At 65.9% G+C, this 23617-nt stretch carries 16 protein-coding genes, 1 pseudogene and 1 CRISPR repeat array; of the genes and pseudogenes, 7 read left to right on the top strand and 10 right to left on the bottom strand.

Going from position 1 to position 23617, the window contains the following annotated elements:
* The first annotated feature begins 294 nt into the window (after positions 1–294).
* Together AB0H21_RS38740 and AB0H21_RS38745 are read left to right on the top strand one after the other, a co-directional pair.
* Positions 295–1002: a hypothetical protein gene (locus AB0H21_RS38740; protein ID WP_358526717.1), complete on the top strand. Its 708-nt coding sequence runs from the start codon at positions 295–297 to the stop codon at positions 1000–1002.
* Between the two features lie 19 nt (positions 1003–1021).
* Complete coding sequence (locus AB0H21_RS38745) at positions 1022–1699, top strand: DUF2637 domain-containing protein (protein WP_358526718.1); 678 nt, start codon at positions 1022–1024, stop codon at positions 1697–1699.
* A gap of 261 nt (positions 1700–1960) precedes the next feature.
* A CRISPR array of direct repeats spans positions 1961–2293; the repeat unit is 28 nt; unit sequence GGACCATCCCTGCGGGCGCGGGGCCGAC.
* Positions 2294–2801: 508 nt separating this feature from the next.
* Here the strand turns inward: AB0H21_RS38745 and AB0H21_RS38750 are convergent.
* A pseudogene (locus tag AB0H21_RS38750) lies at positions 2802–2935 on the bottom strand (ATP-binding protein); the annotation flags it as partial.
* Between the two features lie 746 nt (positions 2936–3681).
* Here AB0H21_RS38750 and AB0H21_RS38755 point away from each other — a divergent pair.
* Positions 3682–3921, top strand: a complete 240-nt coding sequence (locus AB0H21_RS38755) for a hypothetical protein (RefSeq protein WP_358526720.1) — start codon at positions 3682–3684, stop codon at positions 3919–3921.
* Positions 3922–4028: 107 nt separating this feature from the next.
* Positions 4029–5111 carry a transposase gene (locus AB0H21_RS38760; RefSeq protein ID WP_358526722.1) on the top strand — a complete coding sequence of 361 codons (1083 nt, stop codon included), beginning with the start codon at positions 4029–4031 and terminating at the stop codon, positions 5109–5111.
* A gap of 3889 nt (positions 5112–9000) precedes the next feature.
* On the opposite strand, the gene AB0H21_RS38765 is transcribed toward AB0H21_RS38760, so the two are convergent.
* Genes AB0H21_RS38765 through cas7u form a run of 4 tightly spaced genes read right to left on the bottom strand, consistent with a single transcriptional unit; the run spans position 9001 to position 15449 of the window.
* Positions 9001–9942, bottom strand: a complete 942-nt coding sequence (locus AB0H21_RS38765; RefSeq protein WP_358526723.1) for a hypothetical protein — start codon at positions 9940–9942, stop codon at positions 9001–9003.
* Positions 9939–12887 carry a type I-U CRISPR-associated helicase/endonuclease Cas3 gene (gene cas3u / locus AB0H21_RS38770; RefSeq protein ID WP_358526725.1) on the bottom strand — a complete coding sequence of 983 codons (2949 nt, stop codon included), beginning with the start codon at positions 12885–12887 and terminating at the stop codon, positions 9939–9941. Before cas3u ends, AB0H21_RS38765 begins: the two co-directional genes overlap by 4 nt.
* Complete coding sequence (csb2, locus tag AB0H21_RS38775; RefSeq protein ID WP_358526727.1) at positions 12884–14275, bottom strand: type I-U CRISPR-associated protein Csb2; 1392 nt, start codon at positions 14273–14275, stop codon at positions 12884–12886. The genes cas3u and csb2 overlap by 4 nt, the downstream gene beginning before the upstream one ends.
* Positions 14276–14279: 4 nt before the next feature.
* On the bottom strand, positions 14280–15449 hold the full coding sequence (gene cas7u, locus AB0H21_RS38780) for a type I-U CRISPR-associated RAMP protein Csb1/Cas7u (RefSeq protein ID WP_358526729.1): 1170 nt from the start codon (positions 15447–15449) through the stop codon (positions 14280–14282).
* 1022 nt (positions 15450–16471) lie between these two features.
* On the opposite strand from cas7u, the gene AB0H21_RS38785 reads away from it, so the two are divergent.
* The gene (locus AB0H21_RS38785; protein ID WP_358526731.1) at positions 16472–16846 is read left to right on the top strand and encodes a hypothetical protein; all 375 of its coding nucleotides are present in this window, start codon (positions 16472–16474) and stop codon (positions 16844–16846) included.
* Positions 16847–17358: 512 nt separating this feature from the next.
* Here AB0H21_RS38785 and AB0H21_RS38790 read toward each other — a convergent pair.
* From AB0H21_RS38790 to AB0H21_RS38810, 5 genes are all read right to left on the bottom strand, one after another.
* Complete coding sequence (locus tag AB0H21_RS38790) at positions 17359–17598, bottom strand: hypothetical protein (protein ID WP_358526733.1); 240 nt, start codon at positions 17596–17598, stop codon at positions 17359–17361.
* Positions 17599–17686: 88 nt separating this feature from the next.
* Positions 17687–17953, bottom strand: coding sequence for a hypothetical protein (locus AB0H21_RS38795; RefSeq protein WP_358526735.1), 267 nt, complete (start codon positions 17951–17953; stop codon positions 17687–17689).
* A 925-nt stretch (positions 17954–18878) separates the two neighbouring features.
* On the bottom strand, positions 18879–20258 hold the full coding sequence (locus AB0H21_RS38800) for a hypothetical protein (RefSeq protein WP_358526736.1): 1380 nt from the start codon (positions 20256–20258) through the stop codon (positions 18879–18881).
* Positions 20259–20820: 562 nt separating this feature from the next.
* Positions 20821–21300 (bottom strand): hypothetical protein, encoded by a 480-nt coding sequence (locus tag AB0H21_RS38805; RefSeq protein WP_358526737.1) that lies wholly within the window; start codon positions 21298–21300, stop codon positions 20821–20823.
* Positions 21301–21305: 5 nt separating this feature from the next.
* Positions 21306–21770 carry a hypothetical protein gene (locus AB0H21_RS38810; RefSeq protein WP_358526739.1) on the bottom strand — a complete coding sequence of 155 codons (465 nt, stop codon included), beginning with the start codon at positions 21768–21770 and terminating at the stop codon, positions 21306–21308.
* A gap of 161 nt (positions 21771–21931) precedes the next feature.
* On the opposite strand from AB0H21_RS38810, the gene AB0H21_RS38815 reads away from it, so the two are divergent.
* Both AB0H21_RS38815 and AB0H21_RS38820 read left to right on the top strand, forming a co-directional pair.
* On the top strand, positions 21932–22288 hold the full coding sequence (locus tag AB0H21_RS38815) for a hypothetical protein (protein WP_358526741.1): 357 nt from the start codon (positions 21932–21934) through the stop codon (positions 22286–22288).
* Positions 22285–23409: a helix-turn-helix domain-containing protein gene (locus AB0H21_RS38820; protein ID WP_358526743.1), complete on the top strand. Its 1125-nt coding sequence runs from the start codon at positions 22285–22287 to the stop codon at positions 23407–23409. The genes AB0H21_RS38815 and AB0H21_RS38820 overlap by 4 nt, the downstream gene beginning before the upstream one ends.
* Positions 23410–23617 lie beyond the last annotated feature (208 nt).

Below are 23617 nucleotides of genomic sequence, written 5' to 3' on the forward strand. Positions count from 1 at the left end.
TCACGACCGGCGGGCCGGCCGGACCCCCAACTGCTCGACCGCGATCGTCATTCCGCTCCCCGGCTCACTCCCCGCTTCCGCAACAGCTCGATGACGGATCTGCTCACCGCTCCTTCGTAGCGTGTTCACGCGCGCCGGCGCGGCGGGTGATGAGCTGCGCGAGGATCGTGGCGTCGTCGTGTGGGAGGGTCCCAGTCGGCTCCGCCGGCGCGGAGGAGCAGGGCGGGGCCGGGGCTGCTGAGGGGTGGTTTGTCGGTTGCGAGGGGGTAGGTGAGCTGCTCGGCGCCGGAGAGCATGACGTCGCTCGTTCCCTCGACGGCGGTCAGGAGGTACGTCGTAGCGCGCGTACTCGTGCTGTCGCCTTCGGTGGTTCTGATCCGGATGCTCGTCTGGAGGCTGATGGTGCGGTCGTCGAGGACCAGTCGCAGCCTCGCCCCGCCGCGCATCTACCTGCGCGAGGACGCCATCCTCCAGCGCGTCGACCGCTGGCTGTGCAAGGCGTTCGCTCCGCATCGTGTCGCCCAGACGATCGACGACATGTACGCGGACCAGGTGGGCACCGGGCACGACGCGAAGGCCGAAATCGCCCGAGCGAAGATCGCGCAGGCCGAGACCAAGATGGCCCGCTACCGAGCCGCCCTCGAAGCCGGAGGCGACCCGGAAGAGATCGGCAAGTGGATCGCCGAGGCCAAGGTCGAGCGGGTCAGGGCCGAGGCGGAACTCCGCACGACCACGAGGAGCACCCGCATGTCCCGGGAAGAGATCACCACTCTTGTGGCCGAAATCGGCGACATGGCCAGAGCCATCGCAGAGGGCCCCACCGACCGTAAGAGCGAGGTCTACCAGCGACTCGGCCTACGGCTGACCTACCATCCCGGCAAAGCAAAAGTGAGAGCCGAGGTGAATCTCAGCCCTCACATGGTGAAAAGGTTCGTGTCCGAGGGGCGACACCCTCGCTTCGTACACGCCGTTCACGGCCTCGACGACACTCGTTCTGCCTGACCGGGACAGGTAAGCAGCGATGTGCGCATCCCAGGCCGAGCGATGGATCCGCTGGACCACCACCGTCACCGTGCTTCTGCTCGCGGCGATCGCTGCGGTCGTGTCGTGCCGGCACATGTACGAACTCGCTGTTTCCCATGGAGAGGGCGCGTGGACGGCCGCGTTGGTTCCTCTCTCCGTGGACGGCATGATCGTGGCCTCGTCGATGTCGCTGCTGCTGCGTAGCCGTGCCGGGTTGTCCGGTGGCTGGCTTGCCTGGTTTCTGCTGGTGGCTGGAAGTCTTGCGAGTCTGGGAGCGAATGTGGCCGCCGCGGAGCCGACGCTGATCGGCCGTGTCATTGCGGCGTGGCCGTCGTTTGCGTTGATCGGCGCCTACGAGATGCTCATGGGTCAGATCCGGGCGTATGCCCGTACGCCCGCTCGGGTTGAGGAGCCGGGTCCCGGAGCGGGTGAGACGGGGCTGGTTGTCACCGCGGAGTTGCTCGACCTCTCACAAGGCCAGGATTTGGAAGACAGTGAGGACGAGCATGGGTCTGACGTTGCGCATCTTCACCGGGCAGCTTGGCGCTGGGCGTTGGCCAATCGGCAGCCTGATGGTTCGCTGCCCTCTGGCACGTTGATCGCCCGCCGGTTCGGCCGAAGCCCCCGGTGGGGCCGCTGGATCAAGAACGCCGGACTAGGAGGGGGCATCCGTTAATTGTCGACCACAGTGGCACAGCCTGTGTCAGCGGCGTGCTGGACCCCTTTTCCCAAAGGTGACCTCTGCGCTGGGGACTGCCGGTGGAGCTGGGATCGTCGCCATGGGCACGGGGGCGGCCCGACAGGTAGCGAGAAAATGGCTGCGAACCCACTACCATCCCGCGCCCACAGGGACTATGTGATGCATGGCGGTTGGCTGGAGGACCATCCCCGGTACGGGGTCGACGGTCCAGTTATCGGTCCTCTGCGGAACCGAGGGGACCGTCCCCAACGGGCGCGGGGCCGACGGGGATCGGCCTGTTCAGGGCCGGGAAGCTTGCGGACCATCCCTGCGGGCGCGGGGCCGACGCGTAGTTCCGCCAGTCCCTGTTCGGCCGCATGGGACCATCCCTGCGGGCGCGGGGCCGACGCAGAGTTGGCTCGACAACCCGGCGTGCAGGAGGGACCATCCCTGCGGGCGCGGGGCCGACTACGGGCACGGGACGTTGTATTCGCGCACGCTCGGACCATCCCTGCGGGCGCGGGGCCGACGTAGGGCGACGACGACCAGGACCCCGCCCCCGAGGACCATCCCTGCGGGCGCGGGGCCGACACTTACTGACCTGCGCTTTCATCGGGCGGACAGGCCATTTCCATTTAGTTGATTCGAGGCCGGGTTGGGAGTTTCAGACCGTCATCTTCGCTGAGTACCTGGCCAACGCTCCGGCCGGAGTTGTTCGCATTGACCATGAAGCTTGCGCTGGCGATAAGTGTGGCGCCGCCACCGTGGTTGCGGATGCTGTTCGCGGTGCCCAGGCCGGTTCCATCCGCGTCCATGGTGACGAAGGTGCGGCCCGGCGACTTGGGGAACCCACGTCTGCCTGCCCTGGGATTCGGCGGTGTTCCGATCCCATGAGATCGTCTCACCGGTTCGCACGATGCCCTCCATGAATGCCCACATCCCGGGCCAGCCGCGCGGCATCACCTCTTGGACCAGTATGGGTCATCCAGGTAGGGGCCGAAACCGAGTTGTGGATAGTGAAAAGTGAACAGGCCGAACCCCCGAACTACATGTCGCCTCGCGAACCGATCATGTGATCCACGGGCAGGCCCTAGCTTTGCTAGGCTGCGCGGTTCTGTACGAGGCCGTAGGAGTCGGTGCCGGTCTCGATGATGTTGCTCCGAAGGTAAGGCGGTCGACGATGGCGGCGCTGAGATGTGGGTCGGTGAAGGTCATGGTCCAGCCGCTGAAGGAGGCCGCGCTTGGGCGTCGGTGCGTGCTTGCGGAAGGCGTCGTTAGAGGGTTCAGCGTGCTGCATCGGGCATGCGGACCGTTATGTACTCGTGTTCCTGTTTCAGCCATTTCCTTGTCAGCTTTGCTCCTGTGGTGTGATCGATGACCGCGAGCCAGGCGGCAGTCCTCGTCGCGTTCCTCGAAGTCGACGAAGAAGTCTGTCATCGCCTGTAACTCAGGCCATTGGCCGATGCCTGGATGGTCTTCCGGGCGCCCTGGGAAGAGCGCGTCGATCGTCAAGATGAGTTCGCCTCCGGCCGCGAAGCTCAGCCCCGATTGGGTTTGGCCCACTTTTCGGATGCTCTTGGTGATCTTCGTTCGTTGCAGACATGACCTTGATGTCGTGTTTCGCTGGAGGGCCCGGGGTGGTCGGGCGAGGAGCGAGGCGGCGATGTCGATGGGGCGTAGCCCGGGACGGACGATCCCGGCGCAGACGGTGCGAACGGCGTGGGCGAGTAACCCGAAGGGCACTCCCGCGATGTGGATCCGGGATCGGCTGGACGGGTTGTTCACCGGCGATGACTTCGCCGACTGGTATCCCGCCGACGGTCGTCGGGGGCTGTCTCCGGCGATGCTGGCGCTGTCGTTTCGCTGTTGCAGTACGCCGAGAACCTGACCGATCGCCAGGCCGCTCAGGCTGTGGCCTGCCGGATCGACTGGAAATACTGCCTGGTCTGGAACTGACCGATACCGATTTCGATCACTCGGTGCTGAGCGAGTTTCGTGATCGGATGGCGCAGGGGGATCGGGCTGATCGGCTGCTTGTGGTGATGGTGGATCGGCTGGCGGCGGCCGGGCTGGTCAACCGGCGTGGGCGGGTGCGCACCGATTCCACCCATGTGCTGGCTGCGGTTGGCCGGTTGAACCGGGTGGAGTTGGTCGGTGAGACGCTGCGGGCCGCGTTGGAGGAACTGGTCGCCACCGATCCGGCTGGCTGGCGGATTTGATCACGCCGGAGTAGGCGCACAGGTACGGGCGTCCTATTCGCTATGACCGGCTGCCGCGCGGTCAAGAAGATCTGGCCGCCTACACCCTTGGGGTCGGTCAGGACGGGATGACGATCCTGCGTGCGGTGTATGCCGCCGATGCCCCGCCGCGGTTACGCCGATTACCGAAGGTCCAGATTCTGCGGCAGGTGTGGGTGCAGCAGTATTGGACCGATCAGGACGGCACGCTGGGCTGGCGCGGGCCCAAGTCCACCCGGGACCGGCAAAGCCGCCGGACCAAGCAGCGCAGGTCGGTCACTGCCCCGGCTGCCGGCGGGCGGCCGGATCCTTCCTTGGCTCAGGTGCCGTGGTCGGGGATGGAGATCGTCACGCCGCACGACGCCGAGGCCCGCTACTGCCACAAGGCCGGGAAGGCCGAGTGGATCGGCTACCGGGATCACCAGAGTGAAACCTGCGAGGCGAACGGGCCGAACGTCATCGTGCACGTGGCCATCCGGCCGGTACCCGAGCAGGACATCGACGCCGTTGATGCCATCCACGCGGCGCTGATCGCTCAAGGCCTGGCCCCGGCCGAGCATGTGGTCGACGGCGGCTACGTCACTCCCGACGTGATCCACCACGCCGCAGCGCGGTGGGGCATCTTTCTATTGGGACCGGTCCGCTCAGAACCGCGCCCGCGGCCGGGCTTCACCAAGGAGGACTTCCACATCGACTGGCAGGCCCGCACCCTCACCTGCCCTCGTGGGATCACCAGGCCGCCATGGAAGCCGACGTTCGACGGCGATCGCCCGCGCTTTTCGGTGCTGTTTCCCCGCAAGGCATGCCGGGCTTGTGAGGACCGCCTGGCCTGCACCGGCAACATCGACGGCAAAGGCCGGCACGTCACCCTGCTGCCTCGGCCCCAGCAAGAGATCCAAACCCGCGTCCGAGCCGAGCAGCAGACCCAGCAATGGCGGGCACGCTATGCGATACGCGCCGGATGCGAAGCCACCGTTTCTGAGACCGTCCACGCCCACGGCCTGCGCCACTGCCGCTACCTTGGCCTGGCCATGACCCACGTTCAGCACGTCCTGACCGTCGCCGGAACCAACATCATCCGTCTCAGCCAGTACGACACGCCGAGATCAAAGCGCCCCGCTACCCCCTTCCAGCGACTGTGCAACCGCCTGCCCCCGGCATCCCCCAACTGAACGCCACAGAAAGATCACCAAACAGCATCCGAAAGTGGGCCAGAACGAAGTTTTTTCACACGTCGTCGACACAGCGGCCGGGTGAAATGCCAGGGCCGAGACGCGGCACGGCCACCGCCTGCCAGCCGCAGTGAGTTCCGACCGGTGGGGCCGGGTGAAACTGGAGAGCTGAGGAGGTGGCGAACGAGCCGGAATGGGGCCCGGCCGCTGAGGCCGGGTGAGACGACCGAGTGCCCCGGCCAAGAGCTGACGGACTGGATGCCGTAATCAGGTCCCGCTCCTGAGACCGGGCGAAAAGCGCGACCGTGGCTGTGCCGGAGCCGCCCGTGAGATTGCTGCAATGAGGCCTGGCCGGCGATGGCGCAACGAGGCTCGGTATGGGGGCCGGGCGAAATAACTGAGGATCGGTCGCTCAGTTCAGCCTGTCCGGCGTGCCGCAATGAGGTCTGGCCGCTGATGCCGGGGGAGACGGGCGGGTCCGCCGCGGTGGCGACGGTGGTGGCGCCGCGGCGATGGGGTTCGGTCGCTCAGGCCGGGTGAAAGCGACGGTCGCTGTGCCGGAGCCGCCGGTCAGATCGCCGCAAGGAGGCCCAGCTGGTAGCGGGCGGGTGCAACGGCCGATGCCCGGAATCGGGGACTACGCCCCGGCACCCCAATGAGGCCCGGCTGTTGAAACCGGGTTAAATCCTGATGCTTTCAGCGGCAGGCTGCGCGCGGCCATGGGGCCGCAATGAGGCCCAGCTGGTGGAGCCGGGTGAAACGCGGACGCCTGGGCCAAGGCGTCGGTCCACCGGATGCCGCAATGAGGAACGGCTGCTGGGGCCGGATGAAAGTGGGGACCACCCAGTTCTTCGGCAAGCAAGTGATGCCACGATGAGGTCCGGCCACAAGGCCAGGTGGAACCAGCGACATGACCGCCGACTGCTCGACGGGCTTCTCGCCGCGATGAGGCCCAGCCAGTAAGGCTGGGTGAAACCGACGAGGACGACGGGGTCCGCAGCACGTTCCAGGAGCCGCAAGGAGGCCCGGCCTCAGCGGCCGGGTGAGAGGAGCTCGATCCGGCGGCCCGTTGCCGCCGTCCGCAGGCCGCGATGAGGCCCGGCTACAGCGGCCGGGTGAAAGCGGCGGGTTCTGCGGCGACATCGACAAGCTGTACGAGCCGCGATGAGGCCTGGCTGCTGAGGCCGGGTAAAACCTCCATTATGCGTGCCAGCCCCAAGATCTTGCACGCCCCGCAATCAGGCCCAACTGGTAAAGCCCAGGGGACATGCGGTCGGCTGTCGGCGCCACCCAGTTCTGGAGGCTGCAATGAGGCGCGGCCACTGGGGCGTAAACGGGACTCGGCGTGGGCCAAGATGCTGGTCGGCGTGCCGCCGAAATGAGGCGCAGCGGGTGGCGGCTAGGTGAGACGAGGTGGAGTCGGAATAGGCGCGACATCAACGACGCCGCAATGAGGCCCGGCCGTGGAGGCTGGGTGAAACGCGCCGGGTACGGAAAGATGTGCGGGGAGCTGGTCCCAGCCGCAATGAGGCCCAGCTGGTAGAGCCGGGTGAAACCCAGTCCCTGGCCCACAGGTCCATGAACCCACGGCGCAATGAGGCCCGGCTGCTGAGGCCGGAGGAGACCGTGAGGAAACCCTTGCCAGCATTCTTGCCCGCGTCACCGCAATGAGGCCCGGCAGCTGGGGCTAGGTGAAATGTCTCGTACGCCAGCTCACCCGTGCTGGGGATGCGCTTGCCGCTATGAGGCCCGGCCGGGTGAAACCCGTGGATCCGGGGAAGGTCGTCGCCTGCCTGCGGGAGCCGCAATGAGGCCCCGCCGGGCGAAACTTTCCGGGGTGATCGGGATCTCCCCGGTGGCGCCGCAATGAGGCCCAGATGGTAGAGCCGGGTGAACGTCCGAGAGATTGGCCACTATGAGCACGTGCACAACCCGCAATGAGGCCCGGCCGGTAGGGGCGGGTGAAACATCTGTGGGTCTTCCGCGACCTTCAAGCGGTCGGGGCCGCAATGAGGCTGGCCGTTGAGGCTAGGTGAAACACCGTACAGCGCGATTTCCTGCGCCACGGCCTTCAAGCCGCGAACTTGCCGCCTTGCCATCGGGACCGGCCCCCGAGCGCGCCGCAATGAGGCCCCGGCCACTGAGCCACGCCAAAACGTCGGCTAGATCATCAAGCTCCGCACGTTGAAGAAGCTGCAATGAGGCCCAGCCACCAAGGCCGGGTGAAACGGCAACTCTCCCTGCCGGACGGCGGGGTGATGCTGTCACCGCGGTGAGGCCCGGCCACGGGAGCTGGGGCAGACACCTTGTGGGGCCGGTAACCGCACGCAGACGGGGCGCCTGGGCGCAGGTGTGCTCGGAGTACGGGAGTAGTCCGCAATGAGGCCCAGCCACGGAGGCCCGGGGGAGACGGGTCACTCCCGGCGCGGTCGCGGCCCAGTACGCGGCCCCGAAATGAGGCCCAGCCACGAGAGCCGGGTGAGATCTCATCCAGCGCGGATGGACGCTGAGCTGCAAGGGGCCGCAATGAGGCCCGGCCGCTAAGACGGGTGAGACGCGAGCGGTCAGCGAAAACTGGTGCATGGCGCCACGGAATGGGGCCAGGCCGCAAGCCGGGTGAAACCGATGCGCTCTCTGCGAGCCTGCGCGCCGCGATGGGGCCGTAATGAGCCCCGGCTGAAAGGTCCGGGTGAAACGCGATGCTTTCAGTGGCTCGCTGCGCGCGGCCATGGGGCCGTAATGAAGCCCGGCCGCTGTGGCCGGGTGAGAGAGGTGCTCCAGATCGTGTTCATGGACCAGGGCACGCCGCGGCAATGAAGCCCGGCCCTACCAGCCGGGTGAAACCCGCGTTGGGCCATGCGCACGCAGCGCCTATCGCTGGCCTCTGCCTAGCAGGGCCGCCACCTCGGCAGTTGTGGCCATGAGGCCCGGCCGATAGGGCCGGGTAAATCGAGGTCGTCATGCTGCCGAACCGCATAGGCTGTGTCACCGCGATGGGGCCTGGCCTCTAAGGCCAGGTGAAATCGGTGGGGCTCCCAACGGCGGGGATGGTCAGGCAGCCGCAATGAGGCCCGGCCGCTGGGGCCGGGTGAGTCAGTACTCGCGAGGACGTTTCCGGCGATGGTGCCCTCGTCGTCGCAATGAGGCCCGGCGGCTTGGGCCGGGGTGAGAGCTGGCGGATGGACCCGTCCTTGGGATGGCCTCGGTAGCCGCAATGAGGCCAGCACTGGGCCGGGTGAGACTGGCGGCGCTAAGGTCGTGAGGTCGAACACGACGGCACCCCGATGAGGCCCGGCCCCGGAGGCCGGTGAGATGCAACCCTGGGCCACAACATCATCGTCGGTCTGTGGCCGCAATGAGGCCCGGCCACGAGTGCCGGGTGAGACGCGTAATTACATCGACATCGTGTGGGCCGACCACATCCCACAATGAGACCCGGCCACGGAGGCCGGGGAAACACTCCGCCCGGGGCCGGTACGCCCGGTCGTAGGGGATGCCGCAATGAGCCCCAGCCGCCAAGGCAGGGTGAAACGTCGATCTGGTCGGCGGTACCGGCCACGACCGACACGCCGCAATGAGGCCCGGCTGCTAAGGCCAGGTAAGACCTCGACCCCGTCCTTCGCGAGAGCCGTGGTGAAATGGCCGCAATGAGGCCCGGCCACGCCGGGTGAGACTCGGTTACCGGCTCCTGGCGCACACTGTCCGGGTCGCCGCAATGAAGCCCAGATGCCAAGGCCGGCTGAAACCAGTACGTCGTCGGCTGCACCGTCACCATTTCGAAGCCGCAATGAGGCCCGGCCGATTAACCCAGGTGACACGTTCGAAGCTCGTCTGGCCGCTGTATCACGCTGTGCTGTTGTCAAGGTACGACCACGCTGATTGGTCAGGTCTATCGCACGTGGACGGGGAGGGGGGAGAGAACTCCGTCGAAGTTGCGTCCGGCGATGCGTTGGCGGTGGGCGCCGTGGACGCTGAACACCCCGAGGGGTTGCCATTGCTCGGTGGTGACGGTGGGTTGGTCGTCGATTGGTTTGAGGGTGGGGTGTTCGAGTAGGCAGCAGACGGCGTCAACGTCGAGGGAGGGTTTCCACAGGGGCCAGATCATGACGTGGTCGCCAGCCACTCGGTGCCAGAGGGTGCTGCGTACTTTCTGACCGTCCCCGGTGAGGCGGAACAGCGGGAGTGCCATAGTGGCCAGCCATGTGGCTCCGGGGACGCCGATTTCCCTCCCGGCTCGTCCCTCGGGGTCGTCGGCAGTGCTGCGCAAGACACGATGGTCGAGGTACTCGCCCGTGAAGCCCTCGATGCGACGCCACCGGATGAGAGCCTCGTGCAGGTACTCGGGATTGTCCCGTACGGCCTTGAGCGGCATTTCGAAGAAGGTGCGTATTTTCTGCTGGCCGGAGGGGGCGATGAAGGGCGACAGAGCGCCACGGCCTTGCGCGTCGATGGCCAGGTCGGTGGTGAGGCTGGGGAGCCAGCGGTCGGCCGCGAGAGGGTGGGTATGGCGTATGTCCGAGGCTCGTTGCCGGTACTCCTGCCGAGGCCACCGCAGCGGGTCTTTCCCTATCCCGGAGGCAGGGGGAAAGCCTGGTCCGATGCTCGGCAGTACGGCCGTTTCCTCGATCGAGCGCACGACCTCGGCCAGAGCCTCAGCGATATCGCGGATTGTCTGGAGAGGGCTGTGCAGGTAGGCGCAGGCGGTGGCGTCCGAGAACGACAACCGTGCCGGGATGCCGCTTTCCTCGGTCAAGACGCGCAGGACACCGAGGGCGGCGAGGAACCCCAGGGGTTCGCGGCCGTCGAGTGCGGGGAGTTCAACAGTGTTCATGCATCGGCCTCCTCGCGGGCTGAGCACCAGATGTCGGCCAGGCGGACGATGGCTTCCAGCCGGGCAAGTCCCCACCTGCCGTACCTGCTGGTCAGTGTGGTGAGTCGCTGGGGGGAAGACCAGTCGATGGAGCGGCCACTGTCCACCTCGACCTTCTCCCCGTGCCGCTGGATGCTGGTGATCGGTGCGGGGTCAGTGACGGGTTTCAGCAGCGGCCGGTTGTAGCCGTGGTGGGCGGCGATCAGGTGCATGACAAGGTCGCGGTCGATGCCTGTGGTGTTGTCGAGCAGGGCGTCGGCGATCTGGGCGGACAGGGCCTCGTGGCGCATACCGGCGGGATAGCTGGCACGTTGCTGAGCGGCTCTGAACAGCTGGCGATCGAGCGGGCTCATTCCGGACTTGGCCAGGATCCGAGGGGGATCTTCGGCCTCGGCTGCTGCGGCAGCCCACCGGTCGCCCCCGTGCAGCATGGCCTGGAAGCGTTCATCGCGTTTGCCCTCGTCGTGCCAGAGCGCGGCGAGACCGACGGCTTGCACCAGGGGGGCGGGTAGCCGCAGGTTACGCGCGAACTCCTCGGCTCGTTTCTGCACCGCCCGTTGGTGGTCGTCCAGTCGCATCGGCGTGCGTGCAGTCGAGGACCCTTGGGCGCTGTCATCCTCGCCGTAGCTGGTGATGTCACTAGTCAAAACGACCGCGCCCGAGGCTAGATGCTCGTCGACCTTCGGCTTCTTGGCCAGGGCAAGACGACGAAGGACGGCAAGGTGGGGCGGTACGTCATCGCCGTCGTGGTCGAGGTCGGCGCCGAGCACCTCGATGATGTCCGGTCGGGCGCGCAGGATTTGCTCGATCCGGCGGCAGTAGGCGCCGGCATCCAGTTGCTCGGCCTGACGGTCCCGCCCGACGCTTCGGACCAGCTCTTTTAGCGCGCTGGCGAGCGACGGGTCATGGGCGGCGATCGCCATGGGCAGCGTTGGTCCAAGCCGTACCGAGGCCCGCCGCTTGCCGTTGCCGCCGCACAGGTCACCGATGTCGCGTACGGCGTGCCGGTAGGTGGGGTTCCACCCGAAGGCGTCGCAGCCCCCGTAGGAGACGGGGACGACGATGCGGTCTCCGGGCCTGATCGCATCCCCGCCGATGACCTCGATGGACTCCCGGGAACTGTAGCGGGCGACCGGCCGTGGCATCCCTTCCCCTGGTGAGGCAGCAGCTCGCGGAGGTTCATCGGGGGAGGGTTCGCCTTCCACGTCTGCGAAGCGTGCGGTGATATGCTCGCCGGACAGCCACTGCCGTACCGCCATCAGCGGCACCTCGATGCTCTCCTCGGCCATCAGCGGTAGGACCTCAAGGGCGTGGCGCCATGTCTGCTCATCCCCGGCCAGGTTCCGCCAGGCGAGGGACACGTGCGGGACCTCCCGCTGCAGGCCGTGCAGGAACGGCGCAGGAGATGGGTCGTTCGGGCTCGGAATGGGGGAGGTGCGCGCCCACGCGTCCAGATGTGCCGGTGACAGGTACGGGGTGTACGGCTCGGTCCCCTGAAGCTGCTCCCAGGTCTCCCTGCCGTGCTCGAACACGGCCGCAGTCAGGCGACGCAGCGCCGCTGGGGAGACATCGAGTCCCTCCTCCGGCAGTGAGGGGGGATGCGTTCCCGGGCGGAAGGCGGCGGGGGTTTGCAGTGTGCTCAGCCATTGCCAGGTGGCCTGGCGCGCCTCACCGTACACGCCATCGCTGTCCAGCGCAGAGTGCACGATGACCGCCGGTGCGGCTGGAGCTGAGCCAAGGCGGTTGAGACGGCCGAACCGCTGAATCAGCGGCGGCAGCGACGCCGACTCCGTAACGAGCGCGGCGAAGTCGAGGTTGGCACCCACTTCGACGGTCTGCGTGGCGACCACGAAGACGGGCTCTTCCGGATCGCACGGGCGGCCGGCCTTTATCCGGTCGTACCACTCCAGCAGCAGGTAGTCCCGGTCCACCGGTCGGATTCGGCCGGTGAGCAGCATGCAGCGGCCAGGGTAGGTGCCGTGCAAGTGCTCGAACACGGCCCGGGCGCGTGCCACGGTGTTGCTGATGACGCCGACTACTGGGTTGGTGTGCGACAGGTGGTTGGCCCACTGGGCGAGCGCGGCCACGACCTGCTGGTCGTTGTTCCTCTTGGTGACCCCGCTCACCTCGACTAGGTGTGCGGTCTTGCTGGCGCGTAGTCGCTTGCCCGCGACCGGATGGTCCTGGTCGGCGTTACTGATGCGGTGAACGCGGGGGCCCTGGGCGGTGGGACTGGCCGTCATGGTCACGACCACGGGCTTGACCTCTGGCGGGGTGGTGTCCTGGGCTAGAGCGTCCGACAAGGTGGTGAGGAAGGGTTGGGACAGATGGGCCTCGTCCACGATGATCAGGCTGTCGGTGCCGACCAGGGCGGCGTCAATCGGCCGTAGCTGATCGCCCACCCCGTACCCCCGAAAAAGGAACCTGCTGCCGATTTGGTCGACCGTGCCGACCACGATGGCCTGCCGGTCCGGTCGTTCCAGCCATCGCCATGACCAGGTGACCCCGCCCCGCATCCGGGTGACGTCGAGCGGTTCCTCGTCGTGCTCCACCAGCAGAGCTGCGGCGACCTTGCCCGCGACGCTGTCGGCGCTCGCGTCGGCCAGGACGTCCCGGATGCGGGATGCATGCCGGTAGGCCTCGTCCACGATCAGACGCCGATCAACCACGAAGAAGCACCGCCTGGGCACGCTGTCCCGGTCCAGAGCTGCCGCGAAGATGGCGATGTCAAGCACGGAGGTCTTGCCCAGGCCGGTGGGGACATCGATGAGCTCGGGCCATCCGCCAGCGAGGACGCGATCGAGCAGGTCCTCCTGCCAAGGGAACGGTTCTCGGGGGGCGCTGCCAGGGGTGGCGTGGACCTGGGCGTAGAAGGCGGCGAACTCCCGCCGGTGCAGGCCGGTCATGGCTGCTCCCGCTCCGGGGCGAACAGCCCCAATCCCAGATAGCGCAGCGACCCGGCGATGACCGGCCCGATCACTGGACGCGCGAACCTCACCCGCACGTGAGCCATCGGCCGCTTGGGCCGCCCCTCCGGCAGCGTCTCCTGGCGAGGCCGCCACACCGCACCCCTGGTCAATGGGGCAGCCGACACCTCGAGATCAACCGGTTCGGGGTAGCCGACTCGGGCCAAGGACTTGGCCACCAAGTCCTCCATACTGCGGCGGGCACGCATCATGCCATCGGTGACCATCGGCGTCGCCGTCACCCACGAGCACGCCCCCTCAGCGGGGCCCCGCCACGTCTCGACGCGCAGGGTGCGACGGCGCGGATCGGCCCCATAGCGAAGTGAGATCTCCGGCATCGGCCGCGGCGTAAGACGGGTGAGCGGGTTAGCCCCTATCAGCGCACGGACCAGCTGCTTCCACTCCTCGGCAGGCATATCACGCGGGACCGCCAACGCGACGCCGAGCAGATGCCCGTCGGCGTGCTCGTGCCCCACATCCGGCAGCGCCAGGAAGGCGACATGCGGACGGTCATCGGCCCCGTGGCCGCTCACCTGCGCAGGGATGTCAGCGCCGACCCGCTTCAGCACCGCCTTCCGCAACGTGGACGTCAGCCTCAGCACCTGGTCCCCGCCGATCCGAGCGGTCGGTTTGCCAAACCCCCAGATCATCAGGTCGTCCCACGGCGACCGAACCGGCTTCACCGGCAGAGAGACCTGTTCGACCACTTGGGTGTAGGGGACGGCCCGGGCAACCTCCCAGGCCCGCCCGCCCAGTTCATAGACCTCGCGCAGCGCGTCCACGTACCCCGGGTAGGGGACCCGCAGGTCCACGGTGTTCGTCGCCCCGATACGGCTCGGCGCCCACCGAGACCACGCAGGCTGCTCCGCCGGCAGCATCGCGATCGTGGTCACCTCGGCCTGACTTGTGGAGCGCCCTACGTACGGGATGCGGCGGGCCATGCGCTCCAGCCGGGTTAACAGGTCGCCAGTCGTCTCGGCCTCGGGCCAGACGACGGCGAAATTCTCCCCCGCCGGTGTGGCCGATGCGCGGCTGCGCGCCTGGTTAGTACGGCCCGGCCAAAACTGGCTGCCGCCGCCGGGCTCGGTCTGGTTGGTCACCACGAAGCTATCCGTGCGGCTCACGCTGACACAGCCATCTGCCCACACGTAAGGAGCACCGGAACGCTCCAACCAGCGCAGAGCATCCCAGTCCTCGACGCTCTGTGCCGAGGCCACCAGAGCACAGAACACCCGCGCCGGATGCGGTGGCCATTCGGCGATGCTCGGCCGGATGCTGCCTGCGTCGTAGCGGCCGTGGCGCAGCCGCACCTGAACCGTGACAGGCATCGGCTCAGTCCTCGACAGAGGCCGTGTGCGCGACGGTGTTCTCGATCGCTTTCTGCAGAGACGGGATCGGCGTCACCTGGACGACATCGGTGGCCATCTCCACGCCCAGCTTGGCCGCCGACTCCCTCAACTCATGGAAGGCGTCCACGACGGCGGAAACCGACACGTCCAGGGGCTCCAGGGCGCCGCCTGGCAGCTCCAGCCCGACGTCCTCGCTCACCTTGGCCAGGTCACAGCCCGAGCGCAGCCATACCGAGGGGCGCGCGAACGCGAGCCGGTCCCCAGCCAGAGCCAGGGCGACCAAGGCCGCACGAGCAGTCGTGGTGGCATCGAGCGAGGCATTGCCAAAGCGCAGCCGCTCCATCCCAGCCAACGAGATGCTCGCCACACGGCGAATCTCCTCAACCGTCACGCCTCCCGGGACGGGATTGGGAGCGATGTTGCCGTGGCCGATCTCGCTGAGCTTTTGGCCAGTCTTCTTCGCTCCCTCCGCCACGTACTGCCAGTCGCTTTCCGCCTTGTCCTTGCTGTCCACAGCGCCGGTGAGGTTAACCGGATCCAGCCGGCCCCCGCGCCGGGCGCCGAACACAGGCCCGACACCGAACATGATCGCCGTGTACAGTCGCGCGAACTTCGGCCAGCGGCCCTGGCGGTGGGAGTCCCACGCGCCGAAGATCAACGAAGTCGGTTCACGCTCGAACAACGGCCGGGCATCGATGGCGCTGACAGCTCGCAGACGCTGCCCGATCTGGCTCCTGTCGAAGCGAATCCCGTCAATCAAAGAGTCCCGCCAGTACGCGTCGGCGTAGCGGTGAGGGGCGTCGAACGAGGTGATACGAATGGCCCCGTGAGAAGTCGGCGCCCGTAACTCCAGCATGGGCAGCTCGATCCGCCCCCTGTCCCGGGCGTCCCGCAGCGCCTCCTCCACCCGGTTGGCCTGCGACTGCTCCTGATCGATGGTGACGCTTCTGACCGCCTCGCCGTCGACAAGACGGTTGGCCGACAGGTACTTCTTGGTCAAATCCCGCTCCCGTTCATCGATCGGGAACGTCGGCGGCATCACCGAATTGCCCGCGCCACCTACAGGCTGATAGACAGCACGCACCACGACAGCGGTGTGTGTCCTGTCCTCGCTGAGCGCCGTCACTAGCTGGGCCGCTAAACTCCTGCTCATCCCGAGCACCTCCTACACCTCTGAGCCTTGATGGCCAGTTTGGGGGAAGGATTGCAGGAGGCGCCGACATTTTGGCAATCGCACCGCTCGAGGGCATGGTCTTGGAACGTCATTCCGTTCTGGCACCGTGATGAACTGGACGATCCGGCCATTTCGTTCGAGAAGAGGCCACGCGCCCGTCGGAGTAACGCTCGCCGACAGTTCCGCCCAGTGGCTGGCGGCGTCCTCCCCGCTCCCGGGTGTGAGTCGCATCCTGGTGTAGATCCATGCGAAGCGGGAGGCGGCATGCGCCCCGCGAACTCGATAAACCGCCCCCTCCCGGGTTGATGTCGTATGTTTCAGGACCCACCACCGGCTCGCCTACAGGCAATGCAAGCTCTGCCGGCGAGTCTAGGATGAGGTGATATTTGCCTTAGTCGATATTCCTAAGCAGCCGCGCCAGATCGTGGCGGCTCACCAGGACGGTGTCGGTCGTGGCGTTGTAGTCGTGCGGGCCGTCGCTAGTCGGCTTTGGCATGGGCGTACCTCTCTTGATGGTGTGGCGGCCCCCGTGGGCCGCTTTGCTCCCCGCATCGACGAACGCCTCTGCATCCTCTCCAGCCAGCCGCCCGGTCGCAGGTGTTTCCCGCGCAACGTGGTAGGTGAGTCGCGGGCTGATGTCGGTTCCTGTGGTCTGGAGTGAGCTCCCCGCCGTTCCCTTCTGGCTCCTGATAATGTTTCGCCCTCGGAACGAGGGCTGCTTGACGTCCAAGGCCGCAGGCAGGCTTGAACACGATTTGATAACGCTTTCGGCTGGATAGTCGGTCCCAGCCGGACTCAGGCGGTCCCAGTCGGTCTCAGCCGGACGTCTATGAACGCTGGGGCGGCCGATTCGCGGTCAGCAGGCGCGCTCGTGGTGGCGCACACTGGCTTGCATGACCAGTTGGCGAACCCGAAAGTCTGTCGGTGACGGCCTGGAGTTACGTGTCGCGGGCGAACTGATCGCGCGCGGGTGGGCGACCAGCCCGTGGGGTCAAGGTGTTATGGCTGAGACGGTGTCCCGGATTCTGCAGCGCACTGATAGCGGTCTGCGCTGGGAGCCAGACCTGCTGGCCGCCCGGAACGATGTCGTCGTGATGATCGACTGTAAGGCGAGCATGACCAGCCGGAGCACGGGACGGCACGCCGTCGAGCGGGCCGCGGTGAAGGCCCATCAGTTGCTCGCGGCGTTCTATGACCTCCCGCTCTACTACGTGTTCGACAACTTGGGCGTGCTCACACCCCTGGACGTCCGCGGCGCCGGCAGACGCGGGCCGCACAGCACGGTCGGCTCCGGAGCGCCCTACTACCTGGTCGATGCGGCTGTGGATCGGCGCTTCGATGACATCTTCGGCACTGTTCCCGCACGCGTGGCCTGAGGCAGCCTAGGAGGACGACCGGATGCGCAGACCGAGGATCCCTCCCTTGCTGGTGCCCCGGGATGGTGCCGGACGCCAAGAAGTTCTTCCCGGCCCTTACGGTCGGAGACCGGGACGCCCTTCACCCAGTACGGAGGCGGCTGCGTCCAATTCGACATCGACCACATGCCGGTCGCCGACCCGGTCCGCACGCCCAACCCCCGGTTTGAGCGTGGTGTGTTCAGGTCAAGGACGGCAGCGGATTCGGGGCGGGTGGCCACCGCCAACCTCAGGCCAGCACCGCTGGCGCTGGCGACATCGCCGAGGCCGTGCGCAAGGTGGCGAAGTCCGACGGCATGACCCCGTGGGACAGCAGGCCCTGGGCAGCCTGGTCAACACCTGGGAGGCCATCGTAGGTCACGAGAGCAGATAGAAGAGCTACTACGTCAACGGCCAGCACCGCTCCCAGGCGATGCTGGACGCCGGAGTTCGCCGCACCATCACCATCGATTGGACATATGACTGACTGTCGGCTACTGCGCGGGGAGCCGCTCGATGCCGAGGTCGGCCTTCTCGTGCCGCTCGGCGAATGCCCACAGGTCAGCGCGCCGACTCTCCGGCGCCATGACCAGGAAGTCGCACACGTTGCAGGCGGCCATCCATTCGCCGTCGACGTCCGGGTCACAGTCAGGATCGTCGCAGTCACCGGTCTCCGCGTCGGCGCAGAACGGCTCCCAGGACAGCGTGACGGTGTGCTCATCGTCGTAGCTCACCTCGGGCATGGGGTCGGAGAGGGTCGCGGCATGGCGGCACCCTATGAAGCGGCTGCCCCACGTGTCCGCCGAATGCTCGGTGGCTTCGTCAACCGGACGCCGCGGCTTTGTCCGACCGCTCTGCGGGCACCAACTGCACCGTGACCACAGTGCCGTACATCCGTGCGGCCTCGAACAGGGCCTTCAGGACGCTGCTGACGTGCTCGGGGTGCGCGCCACTCAACCGTATGCGCCATGTCGCGGTGGCCGGGTCCCAGTTCATCAGCGGCTTGACCATCGCCACTTGGCCGTCGAACTCCGCTGGCTTCAGGTCGGTGTTGGAAGCTGCTGTCACGACCACATCGAAAGTGTCCATGATGCCGGTGTACGTCGCAGACTCGCTCGGGCGTCTGAGGAATTCGCGAATTCCTCGCGATCCGTGAGAGGGTCGGGGGCCAGGTGAGACCGAACACAGCACATCGGCTCGGGTGGGGTGGTCTCGGCTGGTGTCGCCACCACCTCGAATCGATCTCACACAATGCTGTGGACCATCCCCGCAGGCGCGGGGCCGACTCCTCAGCACCAATACGGAAGACAGCTTCCCGGGGGACCATTCTTGCGCCCGGGCTCGGGGTCGACGAATGGCCTTGGAAACTTTGGCCTCTTTCAGCAGGACCGTCAATGTGGGCGTCCCGGTCACCGTGAGCCGCGGACCATCCCTGCAGGCGCGGGGCCGAAACCGCGGCGAAGAACCACCTCGATGGCCGCCACGGAGCGTCCCCGCGAGCGCGGGGCCGACATCTTAATGGGGATGTAGTACGCGACCGAGACGGGACCATCCCTGCGGGCGCGGGACCGTGCCCACGGCGGGCGGGACCTGGGCCTGCGCGGGACTATCCCCGCGGGCGCAGGGCTGACGGGATGGATTGGCGGGCGGTGAACTCGGCGCCGGGATCATCCCCTCGGGCGCGGGCCGACACCACCAGGTTGGCCACCGGTTACTCCAGGCGGGGACCATCCCTGCGGGGGCGGAGCCGACCGAGGTCCTGGCCCAGCTCCCCGCCGGAGGCACGGACCATCCCGTGGGCGCGGGGCCGACGAGGGGTAGTCCATCCACAGGTGATCCAGCGACGGACCATCCCCGCGGACGCGGGGCCGACGCACTGCCGGGCGTTTCTAATGTCTAAGGCGACGGATCATCCCCGCGGGCGCGGGGCCGACCGACGGCAGTGGAGGCGGCAACGCTCAGACCCCGGCCGCAACTGGCTGGGCACCGTGCGTTGCACGGCATCGTTGAGCTTCTAGAGACGGGTGGTGATGATGTTCGCTGGGTGCGAGCTTTGGGCAGCTCGCAGGTCGAACGTTGTGAGATCAAAATTCAGAATGTCGTGACCGCGTCCGCCATGAAGTTCCCGCGTGGCTTCAGCGACCGCGATGCATGCGCTGATGACTCCTACGAAGGCAGCGCCTACCGCCTTGCCTGCGATTTCGATCATGCCGCAGTTGTCACCGCGGGTGCTCAGATCATTGAAGGCCGGGCTCTGAGGGATGGCGGTTTGAAGGGCGGTGGTAGTCCACGCTGCGACCTGTCCACTCTCTTCGCGTCCGGGAAAGCGGCGTAGGAGGATGGATGAGAAGTTCGCGGGTCCGGATCCGAGGCCGACGTCGATGGCGGTGAGCCAACCCACTTTGGAGATCAGTCTGCGGGTGTCGAGGTTGTCGACGCCTACGAGGGCGACGTGGTCGTCGCTCTCAGCCACTCGCTGATCCGAGCCGAGTCGGCGCTCGATGATGCGGGTAACGAAGCCGATTTCGTCGAAGATCTTTGCGACGAGCCGGGTCTTAAGGACGCCGCGGGACTCTCTGGGCGTTAGAACACCGGTGCTGAAGTTCGAACGTGTAGTGAGATCGGTGTCCTGCAGAACGATCTCGACAGCTGAGCGGTCTGTGTAAGGGATCCAAGAGATCGTCCATGCATAGGCTTGTCCCAGATGGCCGAGCCCGATCAGCCACCAGGACTTCGGCGCGAAGGCCAGACTCGGTCGAGCCTGGTCGTTGATCTCGGCAGGAGTCCAGAGGTCGAGGGAAACGTGCCGGAAACCCGCGTCGCACCCCGGGATGCTTCTGGCCGCAGCGAAGGCTTCGCTAATGCCCAAGCCGCCGGCTGCGATCGCAGCGAGGACGCAAGATGACTTGTCGGCGTTGTTCTGCGGGGCGTCGCTGGCATGCACCTTGGCGACCCAACCGTTCCAGGAAGCACGGAGAACGATCCGTTGCGAAGTGGCCCCGTTGTCGACCTTCGGAGGGACTGACCTGGGGCCGATGAGCACTGTGGGCCAGACAGGATTAGCGATCAGTGAACCTTGGTCGGTCGACATGCGGGCGCCTTGGGCATGCACGACGTCACAAAGTCTCTGACCGGTGAAGATGCCTGAGGTGACCTCTGCTTCGGGCGAGTCGAGGACCACGACGGTGTTCCCGAACGCGCGGACGGCGGTGACGAGTGCGGTCAATAGAGCCGCCTGCCCGAGAGCGTCGGTGCAAGTACTGGAGTCTGCGCAGATGGTGACGCCGGTCGTCTCGTGCGCACGGATCGCGGCCTCGAGGGTGGGTTGGGACCCGTCGTGGGCGCTCAACAGGGCGGTTCTGTCGATGTCGTCTGCGTGAGGAAGGGTCTTCATGAGTGTTTCCAGGACTTGAGGAGACGGCTGAGGAGGCGGAGCACTCGACCGGGCCAAGATCTATTAGTAGCTGGAACGACGTGAATGACTTTTCTAACCTCGTCGCCGAAGTAGGCGGTCCACCTTGATCGCCCTAGGTAGACATGAGCTCCAAGATCGGTAACGCCCAGAGGTCCAAGGGCGTAGCCGGGTGCGATGAGTGCGATGTGACCGGGTAGAGCGACCATGGGATGTGCTGCGTCTATAGAGCTCTGTCTGACCGATGCGCCGGGGTGGGTGTGGATGTCGGCGACCACCCGAACGGATCGGAGTCGACAGAGTTCGTTAAGTGATGCATATCCCTGAGAGCTAAAGCTGATCCCTCCCGTCAGGCAGGTCGGATCAAGATCGTCGTAGTAGGCGATCGCAGTGATCGGCTGCTCTACCGCATGCTGGTCGCCAGCGGCATCTGTGAGGAGAAAGGCCCCTGCCTCACATTCTCCTCGTCCTCTGGCAGCGAGCTGGTGCACGAGGGTGGCGAATAGGCGACTACTGATGGTGAGCCGCCGGAGATCGGGCTCCGTCATGCGGGTTCCTGCTGAGTGAGGTGGGCGGCGCGAAGCTCATGGTGGAGCTGTCTGAGATAGAAGACGATCGTCCGGCCGGAGTTCCATGCTCGGTTGGCATTGTCGTTGGCCCAGTTCGGGTGGGTGGCAAGCCCGATCCGGTCGCATGCGAGATACGGCGCGTTGCCGTTGCTCGGCGACCAATCCGGGCGGAAGATCTGGGCCGAGCTTCCCCCGGTTGGCCAGCGCGAGATCTGAAGGGGCTCTGCGTTCTCAAGATCCCAGGGTTGCCCGGCGGGCGCTGTCCCCGGGTAGTTCTCGACGTCGAAGCGCATACCGAGTTCTTGGCCGTCTCCGGCTGTGACGGCTGCGATGAGGTGAGGCCAGTCGAGCGATACCAGGCGCCAGAGCCCGGCTTCGACGCCACTTTCGAACTCCGCTGACGAGAGATCGTGTTCGAGCCGATGGCGGGCCGGATTGAAGACGGGCTCTGGCATTGCCATCACCCCTGGGAACGAACGAGGTGGGCGAGGTCGAGGGCGGCCGAACACGTGCCCCTGGGGATGTACATCCCGACAGGGTTGGTCACCGGAAGATCGTCGGTGGATCCGGGCAGGTGCAGGACCAGGTCGGTCGCCTCGGCATCGGTGATCTCGAAGGCATCGACAGCCTTCTTGAGCACCCGCCGGATCCTCGCCGACGGCTTGACCTCCACGACCTTCTGGACCCCGGCATAGGACACGGTGATCTTAACCTTCTTGCAGGAATGGACGATCACCTGTCCGGCGCCCTGCCCGAAGAGCTCCTCGACGGTCCGCTCGATATCGAGTTCGGCGTCCTCGTCCAGGCGGTAGACGACCTCGTCGGGCTCCAGGGTCAGGAGATCGCGGAGGCGCGTCCTGCCCGGGATGTCGGTGTGCGTGAGCATGCCCTGCGGGCCACGGGCGTAGGTGTGGATTCGAGTCACGGGAGACGCTCCCTTGGTAGAGATGGCGATTGTGGTGCAGGAGAGCACCCTTGAGACGGAACCATACACCATGAAGAAGTCGCGTTAACGGTTAATTTTTTGAGCGAGCCCGAGCCCTGGGTATGTTGGGGGCTCAACCGGAGGCAGTAATAATGAGGGGCATGCTCTTGAGCTTCCAGGACGCTGGCCTCGCACAGATCGTTAACGACCACCTGTCGATCATGAGGGTGTGGCCGCTCGCCGTGGTCGAGGTGATGATGATCATGAAGCTCTTGCAGTTGGCCGCGCCAACCCTCGTGAACGCACTGGGCCTCGGCATCAAGATCACTCCTCCGCGTGTCGAGGGCCCGGACGGTCTGATCTCTGTCGCGTATGGGAGCGTTGTGATCATGGCGCTGGCAAAGGGCGAGTTCGGGGAGGCTGTCTCGCGTCCCTATGACAAGCCTGCAGAGGTCTGGGCTCTCGAAGTCGCCGACATGATCGTGGACGGGCAGTCGGGGCTGGGGATGGCCGCGTGACGGGCGCGCCGGAGACGCACGAGTTCTCACCGAACTGGGCTCTACATCCAGGTGCCATTCTGCGTACGACCTTGGAGCGCCAGGGAATTCGCCAGAACGAGTTGGCGGAACGCACCGGTTTGAGCCCAAAGCATATTAATCAGATTGTGAAAGAAACCGTCGGAATTTCCGGGGATATCGCCGTCCTGCTCGGAAGGGTACTTGACGTCGACGCGTCCTTCTGGACAAGGGCTGAAGCCGACTATCAAGCCTATATCAGTGCAGAAAAGGCCAAGAGTCAGCTGCCTGAATATGTCTCCTGGCTCAAAGGATTTGACATTTCCGAGCTCCATAGGCGCGGGATAACTCGTCCTGATGATTCGGATGCGACTGCGGTCGAAAAGACCCTCAGGTTCTTTAGGGTTGCGAGCCCTGCGGCATTTGCGCAAACCTGGCAGCGTCCGCGAGTGTCTTTCCGGCGGAGTCAGGCCTTCGAAATTGTCGAGCAAAATACTGCACTGTGGCTGCGGCTAGTAGAGCGTAGCGCCGAAGATTTCGACGTCAAGCCGCTGAAGATCGGTGCACTTCGCGCTGTCGCTCGAACGATCCCTTCTCTCACCACGCTCAACGTCGTCGATGGGTTCACCGCGGCCCGGACTGCGCTTGCCGAGGTTGGGGTTGTCCTCACGTTCGTTCGTCAGGTGCCCGAAACCCGCCTCTGCGGGGCAACTTGGTGGCTCGGCGCCGATCGGCCAGTCATCGGGCTGACTGAGCGGCAGCGCAAACCCGATATCTTCTGGTTCAGCTTGATACACGAAGTCGCGCACATCATCCTGCACCCGAAACGAACTACCTTCCTAGAGCTTCGCGGAGAGACGGACGAGGCCGAGAAGGAAGCCGACGAATTCGCTGAATCAATTCTTTTTCCTGGAAACTGCCGAGAGCAAATACAGGCTGCGCGCACCCGGGCGCAGTTGCTTCTCCTTTCTGCGAAGTTGGGGCTGGGTCCTGCTATTGTTGCGGGCCAGCATGGACATCTGACGAACCGATGGAATATCGGTGGATCGCTTCGCGGTAGGATTACCGACCAGGATATTGATGCAATGGAGAAGATAGCTTGCGTTTCCGGCCGCTCTGGCTAGGGATGATATTTTTCTCTTATTTCCAGGTCGAATATGGTCATCTTGGAGTTCTTTGTCTGTTCGATAGCGGCCGGCCGCCTGGCATAGTGGCCGTTGCTCGGCTGCACTTTAGGGGCTCTTCGATCTTGAGGGGGAAGTTCGTGGGCGTGGCCTGATAGGCGAGAGCCCGCAGCCCCGTAACACTGGCTGTTGATCAAGGACAGTTAGT

This window comes from Sphaerisporangium sp. NPDC051011 (assembly GCF_040653595.1).
Taxonomy (GTDB): Bacteria; Actinomycetota; Actinomycetes; order Streptosporangiales; family Streptosporangiaceae; genus Sphaerisporangium.